Below are 19,992 nucleotides of genomic sequence, written 5' to 3'. Positions count from 1 at the left end.
ATGGTTGCCAGGTTAGTATGGCTCGATAGCTCAGTCGGTAGAGCAGAGGACTGAAAATCCTCGTGTCACTGGTTCGATTCCAGTTCGAGCCACCAAAAGCCTAGTGCACTTTGTACTAGGCTTGTTTTCTCTTGTAATTAACATTGCAAAATTTTATTAACAAATTTGCCTTAGAATTAGGCTTTAATTCACAATATTTGTGGATTAATATTTTGGACAACTTAATTTCTGTGCATAAAACTTGATCCGCAGCTATGGCTGTGGATTTTTTTTGCTATTTTTTATATTATTTTATAATATAAAAAGATATAAAAGGATATACAAATTTATAAATAAATCCATGGAAATATTTACAAAAGAAATATAAGAAATATAAATAGATATTAATTTAAAATTTAATTTTTCAAATAACAATAAATTAAAATAATATTTTATTAAGGGTTAAGATAAATTTAAATGATAATAAGTAGAACTAATCTATATAGTAATAATATTATCTTAAATAAGTTAAAGTATATAAGTGTTATAGAATTAATCATAATAAATATTTTATTTATTTTTATAATTAAGGTTTAAAAATAAATTCTTAAAAATAAAGTTACTGATCCTTGTATTTAAGCTTAAACAATATGAAATCTAGTGATTTTGTGTTATTATAAAAATATGTTTTATTAACCACATATAAATTATATAAAGGAGAATTAATATGGAAAATAAAGTATTAGCAGTAGTTGGCGGAAAAGAAATAACTGAAAATGATTTAATGGAAATTGTTAAAAGATATCCTGAAAATAGACAGGGATTTTTCTCTACAGAACAAGGTAAAAAACAACTTCTAGACCAAGTTATAGGATTACAGTTAATGTATGAATTTGGTAAAGAAAATAAATATGATGAAACAGATGCTTATAAAGCAGAATTAGAAAAGTTATCTAAAGAATTATTAACTCAAATGGTAGTTAATAAGGTATTATCAGAAGTTACTGTAACTGATGAAGAAGTTAAAGATTTCTATAATAAAAATAAGCAAATGTTTATGCAACCTGAAACAGTATCAGCTAAGCATATCTTAGTTGATTCAGAAGAAGGATGTAAGAAAATAAGAGAAGAAATAGTTGAAGGTGGTTTAACTTTTGAGGAAGCTGCAAGAAAATATTCAAGCTGTCCATCAAAGGAGCAAGATGGTAATTTAGGAGAGTTCTCAAAAGGAATGATGGTTCCAGAATTTGAAAAAGTTGCATTCGAGCTTCCAATAGGTGAAGTTAGTGAGCCAGTTCAAACTCAATTTGGATATCACTTAATAAAAGTTGATAGCAAAAATGAACCAAAGGTTCAAGAGTTAGAAGATGTTAGAGAAACAGTTGTTAATCAATTAATTCAACAAAATCAACAAAAGAAATATTTTGAGTTTATAAATGAATTAAAGAACAAATATGGAGTAGAAATTAAACAAAAATAATTTAACTACTAAATATTAGATATACTTTTATAAACTTAGATTAATAAACATTGCAACATATAGTGATTAATTTACTATGTGTTGCTTGTTTTTACTATAATAATTTAAACTATTATAGTATATAATGTTAATATAAGATTCAATATAAAATTCAATATAAAATGTCACTTTAAAACTTAAGGAGAATAAATATATGTATAATACAGAGAGAGAAAAAAGGGTAATAGATAATCTATTGGCTATTTTAGTGGTATTTGCATCTATTACAGGTTGGTATTCTTTAGATTATATAGGTATGAATAAGTTTTGGCTTATATTTATACTTTGTAGTTTAGTATTGATGTTTTTAATAATAAGATTTTCAGGGGGGGTTAATGAATTAATATATTCTATAAAAGAAATTTTAACAAATAAGCTAAATTTAATTATTGGTTTATTATTGATATGGACTGCAATAACTTATTTTATAAATTATACTGGTAAAGGTACTTTGTTATATGTTATAAAAATGTGGTTTTTAGTAGTTATATATATACTATTTTTAGGTCTATACTTTATAAAACAATCAAAAGAGCAAGTTTTTGCAACTATATTTACCATAGGTAGATATATTTTTGCATTAGGATGTATAAATACATTAGTAGCTTTTTATCAATTTATATATAGATCAAATAGAATATTTGGAATTGTTATCTCACAATGGCCAACATATAATCCAGCATCTTTTTATGATAATGTAAATGGATTAGGAACATACTTATATATATCTATAATAGCAGGATTAATTTTATTAGTTAAGAGCAATAAGAAGAGATTTTACTTAGTAGGAATTATATTGCAGTGTTATGCTTTATATTTAACTATTGCGAGAACTAGTATAATTTCAGTATCTATATTTGCTATATTTGCAATTATTACTCTTCTTTTATTTGATAGAAAAACTCTTAGAAGTGTATTTACAAAAAGGTTTTTAATATTTTTTATTATTGGAAATCTTTTAGGTTTAATAGTTGTATTTAATGTTGAGGTAAGATCATCTATATCACAAGCTTTAGGTGAAAAGAAGGTTTCTATTAATGCTGAGGATAGATCTATAACTGATATGCTTAAAGAAAAGAATGATAAGGGAGTTAACCAACGTCAGTTTATATGGAAAGCTGTAATAAATAATAAAGGACAATATGCAGCTTTTGGTGATGGACTAAAGTATAAAGTAATAGAAAAAATAAATGTAGCAAAAGTTATAAGTTCTAGTAGTGCAGGAGCTGATAGAATAAGCTATCATAATACACTATTTAGATATTTCGCATCTCATGGTTTTATTGGTTTAATATTATTTTTAGTGGTTATGGCTTTTGCACCAATAACTTTAATATTTAGAATGATTATAAATAGAAGGGTAGATATACCTAGTATTTTATATATAATTTTTACAGCATCTATTTTTGCTTATATGCAAATGGAAGAAGTGTATATTGGAGAAATTGGAATGATTCAATTAATAAATATGATAAATTTAACTTTAGGTGGTTACTTAGTAAGAAAAAAGGAATATTAATAATAAAGAACAACTTATAGATTTTAGCTATAGGTTGTTCTTTATTATTTACTTTTATATTATAAGATATTTAAAAATTTTAAATAATAAATAAAGAATCTATTTGTTACAATAATATTTTAATATTATAATTAAAATTAGTATTTACATAAAAGGAGATTATTTTATGAATATAGCATTTGTAGGTATACGTGAAGATGAATTAAAAACTGTTTCTGCTCCTAAAAGAGTGGGAAATGCTTTATTTAATAGATTAAGGAAAAACTCTCAAGATAATTATTATTTTTTCTCTTTAAATTTAGAAAATGAAACTGATCTTATTGAGAGGGATAAAAATATAATTAGAGGAAATTTAAATCAATTAGGGAACTTTATAAGGGATAATAATATAGATGTTGTTTATTTTGCAAGATATTATTCTAAAATAGCCTTAAGTCTTATATGGCTTAAATTAAGATATAAATTTAAATTAGTTTATACTGCACATGGAATAGTAAAAAAAGAACACGAAATAAATAAATCATTTAGTAGTTTAAGCATTTTTATAGAAAAACTTTTATTAAAATCATGCGATAAGGTAATTGTTGTTTCTGAAAAAACAAAAAAGGAATTGGCTAATTACTATAAAAATTTAGAACTTAATAATGTAGTCGTTATTCCTAATGGAGTAAATAAAATAGAAAGTAATAAAGACTTTGATTTTAAAAAAGAGTTAAACATAAGAAATAATAAAAAAAATATTTTAACTATAGGTATAAGAAAAATAAAAAATATAGAAGAAATTTTAGAAACTTTTAAAAATAATAAGACCATATCACATAAAGCTAACTTAATAGTTATAGGAGAAACTACAACTGAATATAGTAAGAAGATTATAGATAAGTATAAGGATTGTGAAGGAATAATATTTAAGGAGCTTATGAAACCTGCAAACCTTTTTGCTGTATATAACAATATAGATTTATATATTCAAATAAGTAAGTTTGAAACCTTTGGCATATCTATTGTTGAAGCGCTTCTAAGTGGCAAGAATGTAATTTTATCAAAATTATTGCCAATTGCTAAGTATTTTACTGATAAAGAAGTTTATTTTTATGAGTATAAAAATAATAATTTATCAGATGTAATTATTGAAGCCTTAAATAACAATAATATAAAAGCTATTGAGGGGTGTAAAAAAGTGGAAAAAATGTTTAATTGGGATACTGTAAGTGAAAAATATGAAAAGATATTTAAAAGCTTATCTTAAAATAATCTATAATAATTAAATTAAAATTTTAGTTTTTTTGGAGGAAAGCTAATGAATAGGAGAACAATAGACAATGAAAGTTTGGATAATTTTGATGAAATGTTTCCAGACTGCAGAGGAAAAGAAAAAGACGTTTTAAGAGAATCTCAACTAGTAATGCTTAGGATTCTAAAAATTGTTGATTATATATGTAGAAAAAATGACATAAAATATTGCCTTCATGGTGGAACTTTATTAGGTGCTATAAGACATGGAGGATTTATTCCTTGGGATGATGATATAGATATTGCTATGATGAGAGAGGATATGGAGAGATTCATTAAAGTAGCTAAAATTGAACTTCCAAAGGATATGTTTTTACAAACTAATGAAACAGATACAGAATATGATATGCCGTGGATTAAAGTTAGGGATAGAAAAAGTAAAATAGAAGAATATAAGCCAGGGAATTATCATAGGGGAATATTTATAGATATTTTTCCTTTAGATGAATATATAAATGATAAAGAAAAAGTTTTAATATATAAAAATAAATATAAAAGAATTCATAGATTATATACTCTTGTAAAGGAGCCCTTTGAGACTATAAAGTCACCTAAATTACTTATAAAAAATGTTATCAAAACTAATGGTTAAAATATTATGCTTTCCTATAACTTTTATGAGTAAAGAAAAAGTATTTAAAAAGTTAAAGTTAAAAAGATATAAGATAGCTAAAGAGATAACTTCAAGTAATAGTAATCTTGTAGGTGATGGCGTAGATGTAATGTATTGGACTGGATTTTATAATAAAAATGATATATTTCCTTTAGTAGAAGTAAAGTTTGAAGATAGTAAATTTTTAGCTCCAAATAACTATGATAATTTTTTAAAAGCCACTTTTGGAGACTATATGAAATTACCTCCAGAAAATCAAAGAATTCCTCATAATTTAGGATTAAAACCTATTTTAACAGAGGATGAAATTAAGGAGTTAAATAAAGGTTTTGAGGTGAAATAATTATGACTAAAAAAGTGATGCATATTGTATCTACTGGAAGGCTAAGTGGAGCAGAGAAGGTTGTATCAGATATATGTTCTAATTTAACAGAAGATTTTAAACCAATAGCTATTTGTGCTGGAGAAGAATTAAAAAAATATTATGAAGAAAAAGGTATAGAAACACATATTTTTAATATATCTTCATTAAATCCATTTGAAATATTAAAATTAAAAAATTTTGCTAAAAAAAACAATATAGATATTATACATGGTCATGATGTAAAGCCTTCTATAGCAGGATATTTAGCAAGCAGTAGTAATATTCCAGTAATATCTCATTTGCATGGAACATATCCTTGGCTAAAAGGAAATGGTGCTATGAAAAAAATAGATGGATTTTTTAGAAGTAAGTATGCAATGAATATAGCTTGTTCTAATAAAGTAAAAGATTATTATTTAACTTATAATAAGAAAATAAATTCAAATAAGTTCGTAGTAAAAAGTAATGCTTTTAATTTTAATGAATTTAATAATATTAAGATTAGAGAGAAAAATATAGTTAAAGATGAACTTGATATAAAAGAAGATGATTTTATTTTTGGATATGTAGGAAGGCTTATACCTTTAAAGGGGATAGATCTATTAATTAATGCATTTAATGATATATTAAAAGAAAGGGATAATGTTAAGCTTCTTATAGTTGGAGATGGAGATGAAAGAGAAAACCTTAAGATACAAGCTGAAAGATTAGGAATAAGGGATAAAATAATATTTACAGGATTTAAAAGAAATGTTTATGAATATATGAATATAATGGATTGCTTTGTATTATCATCTGTAAGGGAAGGACTTCCTATGGTGATATTAGAAAGTATAGCTATGAATATACCTATAATTTCAACACCTGTAGCAGGAGTTAATGAACTAATATCTTCTAATGAATATGGAATAGTTTTGAAAGAAAGAAATAAAGAAAACATGGTTTTAGCTATGAAAGATGCTTTATTGAATAGGGATGAATTTAAGATAAAAGCTAGTAATGCTTATAAGAAACTTAAAGAACAGTATGATATAGATATATATATAAAAGACTTAGAAAAGTTATATAAAGATATTATTTAATGGTTAAAAAGTTTTTATTTAAATATTAGATTTAATATATTATAAAAATTATCTTTATATAAAATAAAAGAACAGATTCTTAAGAATCTGTTCTTTTATTTTATATTGCTAATTCATCAAAATTATTAATATATTTATCAGCTTCTTCTTTTAAATAAGGCATTTGATCTAGTGAGTGTTCATCATAAACTGCAATAACTTTCATTCCAGCGGACTTAGCACCCTTTACTGCTGGCAATATATCTTCAAAAACTATGCAATCTTTAGGGTTTACATTTAATTTCTTAGCTGTTAAAAGATATACGTCGGGAAAGTTTTTACCTCTTAAAACCTCATCAGTAGTAGTTATAACATCAAATAGATCGTATATTCCATTTGCTTTTAAAGTGGCCTCAAGAAGAGGTTTTGAATTAGAAGTTGCAAGAGCTATCTTTATTCCACAACTTTTTAAATGTAATAGAAGATTCTTGGCACCGGATTTTAATTTTACCTTTTCTTTATAGTTTTCATAGGCCATGTTGTGCCAACAAGTCATAATATCTTGTACAGATTCAGTTAGATTGAATCTTTCTTTAAAATATGATGCACACTGTTCAAAGCTTAAATGACATATATCGCTAATAAGATTTTTAGGCGCATTTAAATTTCTATCATTTAAAAAATCTATATCTATTTTCTTCCAAACCCACATAGAGTCTGCTAAAGTACCATCTAAATCAAATATTGCCGCTTTAATATTATTTAGCATAAAATCACCTCCTTTTGAGTTTAACAGTTTAATTAATCAAACTCAAATTAAATAAGTATAAATTTTAATAAATTGATAAAAATATTTAATTATAATACTTAAAAGGAATAAGGTGATAAAAATGGTATATATTCTATTAATAATAGGATGGATTATAATATTTATTTTTAATTTATCTTTATGTAATGCTGCTAAAAAAGAAGAGGAGTTTTATATTTCTTTAAGGAATAAGAGATTAAATGATTATATGGATTAAATATTGATTTTAGAATGAATTTATAAATAAAATAAAAAAAGGAATTGCATTTGCAATTCCTTTTGGTCGGGGTGACAGGGATCGAACCTGCGACCTCATGGTCCCAAACCACGCGCGCTCCCATCTGCGCCACACCCCGGCAACAATTAATATTATATATAATTAAATTATATATGTCAATAATAAATTTTTAAAAATTAATTTTTAATATTAGATAAGTTTGATATAATATCCTTTAGAATTAATAATTTTAGGAGGATTTGTAATGAAATTAACTACTTTAGTTATGTTAATAGGAAGTGCTGGTTTTTTAATACTAGGATTAGTATTATTATTTAGCAGTAAACTTAAAAATAAGATAAAAAATTCAGGTATAATGAAAAACCCAGAGGGATACATAAAATTTAATGGAAGCTTTTATTCATTTATAGGAATAATAGGATTTATATTAAGTTGCTTAGATGCTTTCATACCTTCCTATAGCAAGGTATTTGTAATTTTATTTATAGTTTCAATGTTTACTGCATCTATATCTCAGGCTATTATAGGAAGAAAATATAGATAAATTTTAAATATAGAATAAATAACTTATTTAGTAAGCTATTTATTCTATATTTTTTATAATTATAATTAAAAGTATATAATAAAATAATAATATCTTTACTTTTAAAAGAAAGGGAGAAGATAAAATATGATTTTTGATACTTTAAAATATATTGGAAAAATTTTTAATGATAATAATATTAATTGGGCAGTAGGAGCATCTATTTTATTAAAAAAATATGATTTAATAACTAGACCTAATGATATAGATATTTTAGTTGATATAAAGGATATTGAAACTATAGATTTAATATTAAAATCTATAGGAGAAAAAAGAAAAAGTGAAAAGATAGAAATTTACTCTACAGAATATTTTTATGAATATGTGGTAAATGGTATAGATATAGATATTATGGCAGGGTTTACTATTAATCATGAGAATGGTAAATATAGATACATATTTGATAATAAATCTATTTCTAGTATAGAAATTATAGATGGGATAAAAATTCCTTTTACTGCTTTAGAGGATTGGTATGTTATATATCAATTAATTAAAGGTAGAGAAAATAAGGTAGGGCTTATAGAAAAGTATTTAAAACTTAATGGAATAAAAAGAGTAGATTTATTAAATAGAGCATTAAAAGAACAATTACCATTAAGTGTTATTAATAATATAATGAATATAATTGAAATTTCTTAGTAGAAGTGATTTTAAGAATGATTGCATTATTTTACAAAAATTTTAAATAGATATAATAAAAATAGACTGTTTTAAAACAGTCTATTTTTATTATATCTATTGCTTTTTATTCATTAATTTATTTCTGATTTCTTTAAACTTAGGAAAAGCTTTTTTGTACGCATTATAAATGAAGGAATTTATAACTAAATCAAATTCACCTATAAACTCTACAAAATCTCCATTAAAGCCTTTTTTAAACTTATATAGGCCGTATAGTGGATTTTCAGGATTTAGGTCTCCTGAAACGCCTCTAAAGTCATATAAATAACAATTTAAATCAATACTATCAGTTATCATTGCCCATTGCATTAAAAAGTTTGGCATAGTATCCCTTAAAATATTTTCTGAAGCTCCATATAAATACCAAGCTTTACCTTCATAATAAAGGTATATAGAACCAGATAGATAAACTTCTTTACCTTCGAATGGTTTTATTTCTTCGATTTTTTTGTTAAAGCCTTCTATTTGTCTAGTGCTTTCCTTTAATCTATTTTCTTGGTCATGTAATTTTTTTTGTATTCTTTCCTTTTTATCTTGATCTTCTTCTGCATCAAGTTTTACTTTTAAATCTTCTATTTTATTTAATGCTCTTTCTTTTGCTTGTTCTTGCTTCTTTAATTTCTCATTTAGATTTTTAAAATCTTTATCATAACTGTATTTAATCATATATAAACGACAATGAGGTGCTAAATAATTTATCATATCTTCAAAGTATTCTTTATGACGAACTATAAAGTTATCCCTTTTTCCAGTGGTTACCATTATGTCATGAAAAGCTGTTAAAACTGAATCGTTTATATTTTCTTTATCATATACTTCTACTGATAAACCTCTTTCTTCAGCAACTTTTATATTATATCTTGTTTTTGATGAGAATTGTTTAAATACACTTTTTTTAGAATCTTCCTTTGAATCTAATTTAGGAAGATTAAGTCTAAAGACAAAGTTTGGTTGTATTCCCTCAAAATTTTTACTGTCACTATTTCTATAACCTAAGCTTCTTAAAAAGTTTTTAATTTCTTCGCCTTCAATAATAGTTTTTTCGTTTTCAGCAAAATGTATATCGGGATCTATAGTTATAAAAGAAATTTTATTTTCTTTGGCAAACCCTCTTAAGTACTCAGTAAATTCTATAAGCAATTGTTTATTATTATAATCACAAGTAAAACCTCTAGGTACATATCCCATATAGGCGTTTATATAAGGAGCTTTTCTTAATAACATCATGGCAGTTAATACTAGATTATTACTTTCATCAAAACCACCAAAATATTTCACTTGCCAATCTTTCTTTACATTAGCCCAATAAGAAGTTTGAAATATATGTCCTTTTTTGTTAACATTATTAAATTTATTTACATCATCCCAATTTATTTCCTTAAAAATATACAATTAATAACACCTCTCTTTAGGATACTTAACCATTGTTAAATGAAAAGTTTTAAACATACATATCTATTTTAATTCAATAATGTATCTATTTCAACAATAAAGAAATTAAGGAAGATATTTATCACATTATATATTATTTTTTTGCATAAATTTAGATATATAAGATAAATTTACTTAAAATAAAGTAAAGAAATTGTTAACATTCAATTTTTGTAACAATTTTGAAAGATTTTTAACTTGTAGAACTTAATAGTTTAGTGATATAATTTTGGATGTAGAACATTTAAAGGGGAGGGAGCAGTTTTTATATAATTGTATAAAAGCTGAAATAAAAGAGTATGAATAGAAAAATTATAACTTCATTAATAGCTGTAACTATTCTATGCGGTACAAGCTTTACAGCAATGGCTGCACCTACAAGTGAACAGCAAAAGGTTATCCAAGAAAATAGAGATAAATATGCTGACGTAAATAATAAGATTAATGACTTAACTAGTAAAATTGATGAGTTAGACATACAAATACAACCAATAGCTATAGATATACAAAACAATAATCAAAAAATAGAAAAAGTAAAAGAAGATGTAGCGGCAACAGAAAAAGAAATTGATAAGGCAAAAGAAGAATTAGCTAAAAAGGAAGAGGTTTTTGGTGATAGAATGAGAGCTATCTATAAAACTGGTGGACAAGAAAATTATTTAGCTATTTTATTAAGCTCAAAAAGTGTTGGTGATTTCTTAACAAAAGCACAGGCTGTTGGAAAAATTATGAGTATGGACAAGCAAGTTATAGACGAAATTTTCCAAAAGAAATCTCAACTTGATAATAAAGTTAAAGAGTTACAAGATAAGAATAAAGAATTGGAAAATTTAAATGCTGAAAATCAAAAGAAACTTGATGAGTTAAACGTTAAAAAAGACGAGCAACAAAAATTTGTAGATGAATTAAAAGAAGAGAGAAGTAAGATAGCTGTAGATTTAACTGAAAGTGAAAGACCTTTAATACAATATCCAGTATCAGTAATCGATAGCAATTCAAGCTCAATAGAAGATTTACAAAATGCAATTAGCATGATAAAGAAAGTTAGAACTTCATTAGTTAGTACTGTTGTAGATAATGAAGCACAACAAGCTATTGATAAAGCTGTTAAACGTATTGACGATTTAAAGGCAGCAGCAGCAGCTTCAGTAGCAGCATCAAAACCAAGTAGCCCAAATAGAGGTGGTGGAAATGCAGGATCAGCTCCAGCATCAGCTTCAGCTTCAGCAGTAATAAATTATGCATATAATTTCCGTGGTGCACCATATGTATATGGAGCTACAGGACCAAGTAGCTTTGACTGTTCAGGATTTACATCATATGTATTTAGGCATTTTGGAATAAGCCTTGGAAGAACAACTTATGAACAAAGATATGCAGGAACTTCAGTTTCATGGGGAAATCTTCAACCAGGAGATTTAGTTCTTACTAACGGATATGGACACGTTGGTATTTATGTTGGAAATGGTCAAATGATACATGCACCAAGAACTGGTGATGTTGTAAAAGTTGGACCTATATATGGATTTGTTGAAGGAAGAAGAGTTCTATAAGAATTTCAATAAAAAAGCTAGAGAATCGTGTATTTCTCTAGCTTTTATTTTTTTATGAAAATTAATTATTTTAGGATATAATAAATAGAGTATAAAATAATTAATTATAAGGTGAGTGTGAAGTAGATGATAAAAAAAGAATTAATACCATCTATGGTTTATGAAGATGAATCTTTGGATGATCTTCAGCTAAAAGGTATTCATATTATTCAAAAGAATGATGCGTTTAGATTCGGGGTGGATGCAGTTTTATTAGCTAATTTTGCCGATGTAAAAGATAAACATAAAGTAATAGATCTTTGTACGGGCACTGGTATAGTACCATTTATAATAGCAGGAAAAACTGATGCTAAACATATATCAGGAATAGAAATACAAGAAGAAATGGTAGAGATGGCTAATAGAACTATAAGGTTAAATGGATTAGAAGATAGGATTAAAGTTATCTATGGAGATTTAAAGGATATTAAACTTTTAAAATCTTTAGATAAAGTAGATGTAGTGACAGTTAATCCTCCATATAAATTGAAAAATTCAGGAATACTAAATCCTAAAGATAAAACAGCTATAGCAAGACATGAGATTTTATGTAATTTAGAAGATGTAATAGCTGCTTCTAGAATTTTATTAAAGGATAATGGTAGGCTATATATGGTACATAGACCAGAAAGATTAGCAGATATTTTAACTCTTATGAGAAAGTATAAAATAGAACCTAAAAGAATTAGAATGGTTCATCCAAACACAAAAAAAGCACCTAATATTGTTTTAGTAGAAGGGCAAAGAGATGGAGGAGCATTTTTAAAGTTTGATCCACCTTTATATGTGTATAATGATAATGGCAATTATAGTGAAGAAATAGATAGAATATATGGAAGAAAGTAAGGTGAGAGAAAAATGAGTAAGTTATATTTAGTTCCAACACCAATAGGAAATTTAAAGGATATAACATTAAGATCTCTAGAGGTTTTAAAAGAATGTGATATGGTGGCGGCAGAGGATACAAGGCAAAGCCTTAAGTTGCTTAATCACTTTGAAATAAAGAAGCCTTTAATAAGTTACCATAAATATAATGAACAAGGTAAAAGTGAAGATTTAATTGAAAAAGTAAAGGATGGAAAAAATATAGCTCTTGTTACAGATGCAGGTATGCCAGGAATATCAGATCCAGGAAGTGTTATTGTACAAAAATGTATAGAACAAGGTGTAGATTTTGAAGTGTTACCAGGAGCAACAGCTTTTGCAACAGCTTTAGTATATTCAGGTTTAGATACAACTAAGTTTTTATTTAAGGGATTTTTACCAAGAGAAAATAAAGAGAGACGACCTATAATAGAAGATTTAAAGGATAGGACAGAAACATTAATTTTTTATGAGGCTCCTCATAGATTATTAGATACTTTAAGTTTTTTAAAAGAAAATCTAGGAAATAGAAAAGTATCTATATGTAGAGAGCTTACAAAACTTCATGAAGAAATTGTAAGAGGTAATTTAGATGAAGTTTTAAATCATTTTATAGAAAATAAACCTAGAGGTGAATTTGTATTAGTAATAAGCGGGAAAAGCTTAGATGAAATAGAACAAGAGAAAAAATCCTTGTGGGAAGATATGACTATAGAACAACATATTCTAAAGTTAATAGATACTGGGATTAGTAAAAAAGAAGCTATAAAAATAGTAGCAAAGGAAAGAGGCTTATCTAAATCAGAAGTATATAAATTTTCTATTAATATATAAATTATATTAAAAATTAAAAGCACTTCTCTAAAATGGAGAAGTGCTTTTGGTTAAAACATTATTTATCTTGCTTTAATTGGTTTAAGCAGTTTTTACAAATGTTTTTACCTTTATAGTTTATAACGTCTCTAGCATCTCCACAGAATATACAAGCTGGTTCATATTTCTTTAATATGATTTGCTCACCATCTACATAGATTTCTAAAGCATCCTTTTCTGCTATGTCTAATGTTCTTCTAAGTTCTATTGGAATTACTATTCTTCCTAATTCATCTACTCTTCTAACTACACCTGTTGATTTCATTTTTCTTCCTCCTCGTTATTTACAACTTTCGACAAAATCCATAATAATATTAGCAAATTTGTAATTTAAAGTCAATATCAAATTTTAAAAATAATAAATATTTATAAATTAAGTTTAAGATATTTGTTCTAAGTAAAACTATACTACCATTTTTTTGAAAAGTCAATAGGCATTTTAGCCATTTTTTTTTCAAAAAAAACGTTAAATATTCCAAAATAATAAGATATTTTTAAAAAATATTATTAAAAATATTAAAAATAGAGAAAAATATAGTTAAAAAATGTAATTGGCTTGTCCTTTAAATAAAAAAGTAATTAATTGGGACAAACACTTTTAAATGTCGAATTTATAAGTATAATAACTATTTATAGAAAAATAATTTCAATATATAGTAAAAAAACTTTTCATATGATAAAAATTTATGTAAAATTTAATCATTACAGGGAAAAAAACATATATTAAAATATATTAAAAAGTCATTATAGGTATATTATACCAAAAAGTGAAGAGTTTATTGTAAAAATAATGTAATATTTTATATAGAATTAATTGCAAAATTTCATAAAATTTGTTGATTAAATGTGTATAAAGTAGTTGGTATTCCACAGGTAATAAACAAGTTATCAACAGTTGCTTGTGGATAATGTGTACAAGTTTTAAGTTTTCCACATAATAATAGAACTTTTATATAAAATATGTTAAATTATATTGAATATAGATTAGAATAAATGGCTAAAATATAGTTACTAGAGCAAAATAGACAATATTAACTTGTAATAGGTTTATGCTTACTATATAATATAATGTGTATAAGAATATATAATTTATAGTTTTGAGGTGAATTTATGGATAAGAAAAAATTTGATATGGACTATGTGATGGATATGGCAAAGGAAATGTCTAAAAATAACATGGTCTCTTATGAGGATTTACCTAAATACGATTTGTTTCTTTCACAAGTTATAGATTATTTAAATGATAAATTTACAGAAGATAAATATACTAATAATATAGTTCAAAATTATATAAAAAATGAAGTAATATCTAGGCCGGAAGATGGTAAAAAAAGAGGATATACAAAGCTTCATTTAATTCAACTTGTGTTATTAAGTTATATGAGACCTTTACTTACTACGGAGGAAATAAAAAAAGTTTTTAGGTTAGCATTTAATGAAATAAACGATAGAAATGATGATATAATATCATGGGAAAAGGCCTATCAAGTATTCTCTGAAATACAAATGAAAAGTTATAATGATTTCTTAGATACTCCTCTATTTGAAGAAGAAAAGTTAAATTCAATAATTGATGAATGTAATTTAAAAAATAATGATGAGGAAAGAATAAAAATATTCTTAGTAGTTATGTCACTAATTGCTCAAGCAAGTGTTATAAAAAAATTAGTGCAAAAAATAGTAAATGATTATCATGATATCTAATTAAAAAGAGATTAATTAATAATATTTTTTACTAATAAATCAAATTTGATTTATTAGTAAAAAATTATCTCTTAATATTATGAAATATTTTCAAAATACAAATCTATTAGAGGATATGAATCTGCATTCGAATCATCATAATGCCACCATTCTGTTTCAATTGTTGAAAATCCATGTTTTGTCATAACATCAGTTAATAATTTTACATTTTCTTTTGCAGTAGCACTAATATTAGTATTACTTCTATATGCTGTAGTAGAGAATTCATCAAAGCCAGTTGGCATTTCTAATTCATTTCCGTTCATATCTACTAAAGTTATATCTACTGCAGTTCCACGATTGTGTCTGCTCCAATTTAAATAAGGACTAGCTATAAATCTTCTATCTTTAATTAGGTCCCAAAGTTTAAGTTGTATATGTTGAGGTCTATAAGCGTCCCATATTTTTATTTTATAACCATAGGTTTTAAATTCTTTATTAGCAGCAATTAGTTTTTTTAATGTGTTTTCTTGTAATAAACATATGCTTTTTGCATACAATTTTTGTCCAGTAAAATTATTTGTTGATCCGTATCTTAAATCAATAACAATTGATGGATCCGATTCAATTACTGATACTAATCCTTTATAATAAAATTTAGAATAAGAAGATGTTTTTGAAACTTTAGAACAGGTAATATTTGAAGTTACTACTGTTCTGCTTTGAGTATCCCAATATTTATTTGCAATAAAAAGTCCTAAAATTAAGCCTAAACTAGCAAATAAAAATATAATAAAATTTAAGCTTTTTGGACAATTATTTTTCATCTGTATATAATAAGCCTTTCTATAATTTTACGTTGTAATATAATAGATATATCGGTTTATTAAAGTATTTATTTACTATTTTATTAAATAAATTTTATTAAAATTTTAGAGGTAAAACTATTATGAATAAAAGAAATTTAAAAATTTCCGTAAGATCTTTAGTAGAGTCAGTACTTAGAAAAGGTGATATAGATAATAGATTTATTGGATTTAGTAGGGCTCAGGAAGGAACTAATGCTCATAAAAAACTACAGAAAGATAATATGGAGATTTTTAAAAGTTATGAAAAAGAAGTTTCTTTAAAAAGAACCTTTAATTTTGATGAGTTTGATATAACTTTAGAAGGAAGAGCAGATGGTATTATATTTGAAGATAATTCTTACATAATAGAGGAAATTAAAAGTACTAATAAAGAACTTATAAATATTTTTGAGGACTATAATGAACTTCATTGGGCACAAGCTAAGTGTTATGGGTATATTTATATGCTAGATAAGAAAATAGAGGATATATATATACAGTTATCTTATTTTCAACTTGAAACTAATGAAGTAAAGAGTTTTAGAAAATACTATAAGAAGGAAGAATTAGAAGAATATACTGTTAATCTTATAAAAAAATATTATGATTTTTGCAAAATATCAATAAGATTTAAAGAAATTAGGGATATTTCAATTGAAAAATTAGAATTTCCTTTTAATAAATATAGAAAAGGTCAAAGGGAATTAGCAGTCAATACATACAACACAATAAAGAAAAAAGGAATATTATTTGCTAAGGCACCAACAGGAATAGGAAAAACTATATCTACTATATTTCCATCTGTAAAAGCTATAGGTGAGGGATTTTGTGATAAGTTATTTTATTTAACTGCTAAAACGATAACTAGAACTGTGGCGGAAAATACCTTTAATCTTTTAAGAGAAAAGGGGTTAAAATTTAGAACGATAACACTAACAGCTAAAGATAAAATATGTTTTGAAAAAGAAGCAGCCTGTAATCCAGAAGAGTGTAAATATGCTAAAGGATATTATGATAGATTAAATCAGGGTATTTTTGATATTTTAGAGAAAGAACAATTAATTTCAAGAACTATTATAGAAGAATATGCAACAAAACATAACTTATGTCCTTTTCAGTTTTCACTAGATTTAACCTATTGGTGTGATGGTATTATTTGTGATTATAACTATGTCTTTGATCCAAAAGTATGTTTAAGGGGAATTATTGAAGATAGTAAGGAAGAATATATATTTTTAATAGATGAGGGTCATAATCTTGTACAAAGAGGAAGAGAGATGTTTTCTGCTGAAATATTAAAAAGTGATGTTTTGAAAATGAGAAGGTTTTTAAAGGGGAAATCTCCTATGCTTTATAAAAGTTTAGGTAAGATAAATAGTTATTTCATTCAGATAAGAAATGAATATGAAGAGGATTCTAAAAAAAATAAATTTATTATAGATGAACCAAAGGATTTATATGTTTTAATAAGAGGTTTTATTAGAAATTCTGAAGAATTTCTAATAAAAAATAAAAAATTAGAATTCTATGATGAATTTTTAGAATTATATTTTAAATTAAATTCTTTTCTTTCAATTGGGGAATATTATGATGAAGGTTTCTTGACCTATATAGATTTAGAAAATAAAGATGTAAAAATAAAAATATTTTGTATACATCCAAGAGAAAAATTAAAGTCATCTTTGAAAAAATCAATATCTCAAATAATATTTTCGGCAACATTAACTCCCCTAGGATATTTCTTCGATTTGCTAGGTGGAGATAAAAAAAGTTATAGAATGAAATTAGAATCTCCTTTTGATTTTAATAAACTATTTTTATCTATAATACCTCTTTCAACTAGATATAAAGATAGAGATAAAACTATTAATGAGCTTTGCAGTTATTTAAAAAGTTTTGTAAATATGAAAAAAGGTAACTACATGATATTTTTTCCTTCTTATGAATATATGGAAAAAGTATATGATGTTATGAAAGATTGCAAAGTTAAAATTTTAGTTCAAGAAAAAGATATGAGCGAAGAAGATAGAGAAACCTTTTTAAATAATTTTAAGGAAAATAATATGGAGACACTTTTAGGGTTTGTTGTTATTGGAGGTGTATTTTCTGAAGGAATTGATTTAGTTGGAGATAAATTAATAGGTGCTGCAATAATAGGAGTAGGATTACCTAAGGTATGTTATGAAAGAGAGCTTATAAAAGATTATTATGATAGATTAAATAGTTTAGGATATAAGTATTCTTATGTTTATCCAGGAATGAATAAAGTATTACAAGCTGCAGGAAGAGTTATAAGGTCGGAAGAGGATAAAGGAGCATTATTATTTATTGATGACAGATTTAGCACTCTAGATTATTATAAGCTTATGCCAGGGGAGTGGAGCAATATAAAAGTATATAAAGATAAACATGAATTTCAAAAAAATTTAAAGTCTTTTTGGAATAATAATTTATAATACATTTGGAGTTCAATTAAATATAATTTTATATAAATAAAAAAAGCTGTATCAAAGTTAAGTTATATAACAATATATAGTTTGTGCATAATAAAAATACACAGCTATGTAATTGCTATTTATAAACTATTGTAATACAGCTTTTTTAGTTTAATAATTTTAAGTTTAATAATTATAATTATTCATGATATATAAAGTTATTAGCCTAGAATTTAGCGGTTCCAGGAGTAGGTTTTACATCATTAAATATATATTCATATATTTGTTTTTTAGTTGCAGTTAAATCTACTTGTAGATACCAAACTCCATTTTTGGTCAATGGCTTACAATATCCATCTATAGGGAATCTCTCTTGTTCTAGATTAGTGATTCCTGCAGAAAGAGCGCTAGTACCAGTTTTTATTATGTCACCAGTACTTAAACTAGTTTCAACATAAGGTAATAATTTATTTACCAATGATGGATATTCAGAAACTCCAGCTTTAGTTATTTTTTCAAATAATGCTGTAAGTACTGTTCTTTGTCTTTCTGTTCTTTCAAAGTCTCCATTACCAACATATCTTATTCTTGAATAAGCAACAGCTTGAACTCCATTTAAATTTTGCATTCCAGAATTAGAAAGAGGTTCGCCTTTAAGACCAGTAACTGATGCTACATCTTTTATGTAATCATTAACTAATTTTACTTCGTTATTTTTTATATTTATCTGTACTCCACCTAATGCATCAATTATATGGGCTAAATCTCCAAAGTTTACAGAGACAAAATCTTTGATATTTAATCCAAAGTTTTCATTTATTGTTTTTATAGCTAGTTGAGGGCCGCCAAAAGCATAAGCATGATTAAGCTTATCTTGTCCATGACCATCGATTTGAACATAAGAGTCTCTCATTAAAGAAGTCATTTTTATTTTCTTATGTTTTTTATCAATTGTTAAAACCATAGTAGAATCAGATCTACCTAGTTCACCTTTTTCTCTTTGGTCAACTCCAAAGAAGGCTATATTTGTAATGTCACCTGCGTCTAAATTAGCTAAGTCGTCACTAATTCCTAGATCTTCATTAGATTTTGAGATATCAGTTTTCTTTAGTTTTGAAAAAGTATTCCATATATAAACACCGCCAAAACCTACAACAAATAAGAAGATAAAAAGTATTGAAAGAATAATTATTTTCTTTTTTCCTTTTTTCTTAGCTCGTTTAATATGTTTTTCACTTCGTTTACCCAATTAAAAGTCACCATCCTTTACACAAACCATATCAAAATTATACTACTTTTTACTATAACAATAAATGACAAATTTATTAATGGCATTTTTTACAATAAATGTAGTTTTATAGTTTGGTTAAATGGACAAAGATTTTAAATTGAAATATAATATTTAGATATAAAGTAAATTAAGCTTTTAATTAAAAATTCAAGATATAGTAAAACTAGTTAGAAGTATTTAAATAACTAAAATACAAATAATAATTGTTATAAAATATAAGTATTATTATTAAAATAATAGTAAAGTTAATGTTTTAGTTATAAAAATATTTATGTATAAGAATATAACTTTAAATTATATTTCTTAATGCTAAA

19 protein-coding genes and 2 tRNA genes are annotated in these 19,992 nt (G+C 25.2%); 15 read left to right on the top strand and 6 right to left on the bottom strand.

The genetic code is table 11. The features are described from left to right. Positions 1-19 precede the first annotated feature (19 nt). From BUA70_RS06120 to BUA70_RS06090, 7 genes are all read left to right on the top strand, one after another. A tRNA-Phe gene (locus tag BUA70_RS06120) sits at positions 20-95 on the top strand. A gap of 611 nt (positions 96-706) precedes the next feature. Then, the gene (locus BUA70_RS06115; protein WP_072894880.1) at positions 707-1,459 is read left to right on the top strand and encodes a peptidylprolyl isomerase; all 753 of its coding nucleotides are present in this window, start codon (positions 707-709) and stop codon (positions 1,457-1,459) included. Positions 1,460-1,652: 193 nt separating this feature from the next. Then, positions 1,653-3,017, top strand: coding sequence for an O-antigen ligase family protein (locus BUA70_RS06110; RefSeq protein ID WP_072894877.1), 1,365 nt, complete (start codon positions 1,653-1,655; stop codon positions 3,015-3,017). A 166-nt stretch (positions 3,018-3,183) separates the two neighbouring features. After that, on the top strand, positions 3,184-4,266 hold the full coding sequence (locus BUA70_RS06105) for a glycosyltransferase family 4 protein (protein ID WP_072894874.1): 1,083 nt from the start codon (positions 3,184-3,186) through the stop codon (positions 4,264-4,266). Positions 4,267-4,317: 51 nt separating this feature from the next. Then, positions 4,318-4,902: a LicD family protein gene (locus BUA70_RS13285; RefSeq protein WP_072894871.1), complete on the top strand. Its 585-nt coding sequence runs from the start codon at positions 4,318-4,320 to the stop codon at positions 4,900-4,902. A gap of 25 nt (positions 4,903-4,927) precedes the next feature. After that, positions 4,928-5,266: a LicD family protein gene (locus BUA70_RS13280; protein ID WP_159429644.1), complete on the top strand. Its 339-nt coding sequence runs from the start codon at positions 4,928-4,930 to the stop codon at positions 5,264-5,266. Between the two features lie 2 nt (positions 5,267-5,268). Next, complete coding sequence (locus BUA70_RS06090; protein WP_072894866.1) at positions 5,269-6,369, top strand: glycosyltransferase; 1,101 nt, start codon at positions 5,269-5,271, stop codon at positions 6,367-6,369. 100 nt (positions 6,370-6,469) lie between these two features. Here the strand turns inward: BUA70_RS06090 and BUA70_RS06085 are convergent, their stop codons facing one another. Next, complete coding sequence (locus BUA70_RS06085) at positions 6,470-7,117, bottom strand: HAD family hydrolase (protein ID WP_072894863.1); 648 nt, start codon at positions 7,115-7,117, stop codon at positions 6,470-6,472. A 121-nt stretch (positions 7,118-7,238) separates the two neighbouring features. Between BUA70_RS06085 and BUA70_RS13275 the strand changes: the two genes are divergently transcribed. Next, the gene (locus BUA70_RS13275) at positions 7,239-7,373 is read left to right on the top strand and encodes a hypothetical protein (RefSeq protein ID WP_278337223.1); all 135 of its coding nucleotides are present in this window, start codon (positions 7,239-7,241) and stop codon (positions 7,371-7,373) included. Between the two features lie 63 nt (positions 7,374-7,436). Here BUA70_RS13275 and BUA70_RS06080 read toward each other — a convergent pair. After that, positions 7,437-7,512: transfer RNA gene (locus BUA70_RS06080), tRNA-Pro, on the bottom strand. Between the two features lie 126 nt (positions 7,513-7,638). Between BUA70_RS06080 and BUA70_RS06075 the strand changes: the two genes are divergently transcribed. Together BUA70_RS06075 and BUA70_RS06070 are read left to right on the top strand one after the other, a co-directional pair. Continuing rightward, positions 7,639-7,938 carry a hypothetical protein gene (locus BUA70_RS06075; protein ID WP_072894860.1) on the top strand — a complete coding sequence of 100 codons (300 nt, stop codon included), beginning with the start codon at positions 7,639-7,641 and terminating at the stop codon, positions 7,936-7,938. A 126-nt stretch (positions 7,939-8,064) separates the two neighbouring features. After that, positions 8,065-8,619, top strand: coding sequence for a nucleotidyltransferase family protein (locus BUA70_RS06070; RefSeq protein ID WP_072894857.1), 555 nt, complete (start codon positions 8,065-8,067; stop codon positions 8,617-8,619). A gap of 96 nt (positions 8,620-8,715) precedes the next feature. Here the strand turns inward: BUA70_RS06070 and BUA70_RS06065 are convergent, their stop codons facing one another. Then, positions 8,716-10,053 (bottom strand): lipid II:glycine glycyltransferase FemX, encoded by a 1,338-nt coding sequence (locus tag BUA70_RS06065; protein WP_072894853.1) that lies wholly within the window; start codon positions 10,051-10,053, stop codon positions 8,716-8,718. A gap of 338 nt (positions 10,054-10,391) precedes the next feature. Between BUA70_RS06065 and BUA70_RS06060 the strand changes: the two genes are divergently transcribed. The 3 genes from BUA70_RS06060 (at position 10,392) to rsmI (ending at position 13,382) form a co-directional block, all read left to right on the top strand. Next, the gene (locus tag BUA70_RS06060; protein WP_072894850.1) at positions 10,392-11,645 is read left to right on the top strand and encodes a C40 family peptidase; all 1,254 of its coding nucleotides are present in this window, start codon (positions 10,392-10,394) and stop codon (positions 11,643-11,645) included. Positions 11,646-11,771: 126 nt separating this feature from the next. Beyond that, on the top strand, positions 11,772-12,530 hold the full coding sequence (locus tag BUA70_RS06055) for a tRNA1(Val) (adenine(37)-N6)-methyltransferase (protein WP_072894846.1): 759 nt from the start codon (positions 11,772-11,774) through the stop codon (positions 12,528-12,530). Positions 12,531-12,542: 12 nt separating this feature from the next. Further along, a complete protein-coding gene (rsmI, locus tag BUA70_RS06050; protein ID WP_072894843.1) occupies positions 12,543-13,382 on the top strand; it encodes a 16S rRNA (cytidine(1402)-2'-O)-methyltransferase in 840 nt (279 codons plus the stop codon). Positions 13,383-13,440: 58 nt separating this feature from the next. Here rsmI and BUA70_RS06045 read toward each other — a convergent pair whose 3' ends face one another. Further along, positions 13,441-13,686 (bottom strand): AbrB/MazE/SpoVT family DNA-binding domain-containing protein, encoded by a 246-nt coding sequence (locus BUA70_RS06045; protein ID WP_072894840.1) that lies wholly within the window; start codon positions 13,684-13,686, stop codon positions 13,441-13,443. Between the two features lie 845 nt (positions 13,687-14,531). Between BUA70_RS06045 and BUA70_RS06040 the strand changes: the two genes are divergently transcribed. Next, the gene (locus BUA70_RS06040; RefSeq protein ID WP_072894837.1) at positions 14,532-15,125 is read left to right on the top strand and encodes a DUF1836 domain-containing protein; all 594 of its coding nucleotides are present in this window, start codon (positions 14,532-14,534) and stop codon (positions 15,123-15,125) included. Positions 15,126-15,202: 77 nt separating this feature from the next. On the opposite strand, the gene BUA70_RS06035 is transcribed toward BUA70_RS06040, so the two are convergent. Continuing rightward, entirely contained in the window at positions 15,203-15,931 is a 729-nt protein-coding gene (locus tag BUA70_RS06035) for a M15 family metallopeptidase (RefSeq protein WP_072894833.1), read from the bottom strand. Between the two features lie 122 nt (positions 15,932-16,053). Here BUA70_RS06035 and BUA70_RS06030 point away from each other — a divergent pair, with 122 nt between their 5' ends. After that, a complete protein-coding gene (locus tag BUA70_RS06030; RefSeq protein ID WP_072894829.1) occupies positions 16,054-18,408 on the top strand; it encodes an ATP-dependent DNA helicase in 2,355 nt (784 codons plus the stop codon). A gap of 205 nt (positions 18,409-18,613) precedes the next feature. Here BUA70_RS06030 and BUA70_RS06025 read toward each other — a convergent pair whose 3' ends face one another. After that, on the bottom strand, positions 18,614-19,636 hold the full coding sequence (locus tag BUA70_RS06025; RefSeq protein WP_083573468.1) for an LCP family protein: 1,023 nt from the start codon (positions 19,634-19,636) through the stop codon (positions 18,614-18,616). Positions 19,637-19,992 lie beyond the last annotated feature (356 nt).

This window comes from Clostridium fallax, assembly GCF_900129365.1.
Taxonomy (GTDB): Bacteria; Bacillota; Clostridia; order Clostridiales; family Clostridiaceae; genus Clostridium_AH; species Clostridium_AH fallax.
The sequence above is the reverse complement of the archived record's forward strand: the minus strand, read 5'-3'. Positions and strand labels throughout refer to the sequence as shown.

Excerpts from the sequence above, each read along its gene's own strand:
- BUA70_RS06055 (WP_072894846.1), top strand. The coding sequence starts at position 11,772 with ATGATAAAAAAAGAATTAATACCATCTATGGTTTATGAAGATGAATCT.
- BUA70_RS06070 (WP_072894857.1), top strand. The coding sequence starts at position 8,065 with ATGATTTTTGATACTTTAAAATATATTGGAAAAATTTTTAATGATAAT.
- BUA70_RS06060 (WP_072894850.1), top strand. The coding sequence starts at position 10,392 with ATGAATAGAAAAATTATAACTTCATTAATAGCTGTAACTATTCTATGC.
- BUA70_RS06105 (WP_072894874.1), top strand. The coding sequence starts at position 3,184 with ATGAATATAGCATTTGTAGGTATACGTGAAGATGAATTAAAAACTGTT.
- BUA70_RS13285 (WP_072894871.1), top strand. The coding sequence starts at position 4,318 with ATGAATAGGAGAACAATAGACAATGAAAGTTTGGATAATTTTGATGAA.
- BUA70_RS06030 (WP_072894829.1), top strand. The coding sequence starts at position 16,054 with ATGAATAAAAGAAATTTAAAAATTTCCGTAAGATCTTTAGTAGAGTCA.
- BUA70_RS06085 (WP_072894863.1), bottom strand. The coding sequence starts at position 7,117 with ATGCTAAATAATATTAAAGCGGCAATATTTGATTTAGATGGTACTTTA.
- BUA70_RS06040 (WP_072894837.1), top strand. The coding sequence starts at position 14,532 with ATGGATAAGAAAAAATTTGATATGGACTATGTGATGGATATGGCAAAG.
- BUA70_RS06045 (WP_072894840.1), bottom strand. The coding sequence starts at position 13,686 with ATGAAATCAACAGGTGTAGTTAGAAGAGTAGATGAATTAGGAAGAATA.
- BUA70_RS06110 (WP_072894877.1), top strand. The coding sequence starts at position 1,653 with ATGTATAATACAGAGAGAGAAAAAAGGGTAATAGATAATCTATTGGCT.
- BUA70_RS06075 (WP_072894860.1), top strand. The coding sequence starts at position 7,639 with ATGAAATTAACTACTTTAGTTATGTTAATAGGAAGTGCTGGTTTTTTA.
- BUA70_RS06090 (WP_072894866.1), top strand. The coding sequence starts at position 5,269 with ATGACTAAAAAAGTGATGCATATTGTATCTACTGGAAGGCTAAGTGGA.
- BUA70_RS13280 (WP_159429644.1), top strand. The coding sequence starts at position 4,928 with ATGAGTAAAGAAAAAGTATTTAAAAAGTTAAAGTTAAAAAGATATAAG.
- BUA70_RS06035 (WP_072894833.1), bottom strand. The coding sequence starts at position 15,931 with ATGAAAAATAATTGTCCAAAAAGCTTAAATTTTATTATATTTTTATTT.
- rsmI (WP_072894843.1), top strand. The coding sequence starts at position 12,543 with ATGAGTAAGTTATATTTAGTTCCAACACCAATAGGAAATTTAAAGGAT.
- BUA70_RS06115 (WP_072894880.1), top strand. The coding sequence starts at position 707 with ATGGAAAATAAAGTATTAGCAGTAGTTGGCGGAAAAGAAATAACTGAA.
- BUA70_RS13275 (WP_278337223.1), top strand. The coding sequence starts at position 7,239 with ATGGTATATATTCTATTAATAATAGGATGGATTATAATATTTATTTTT.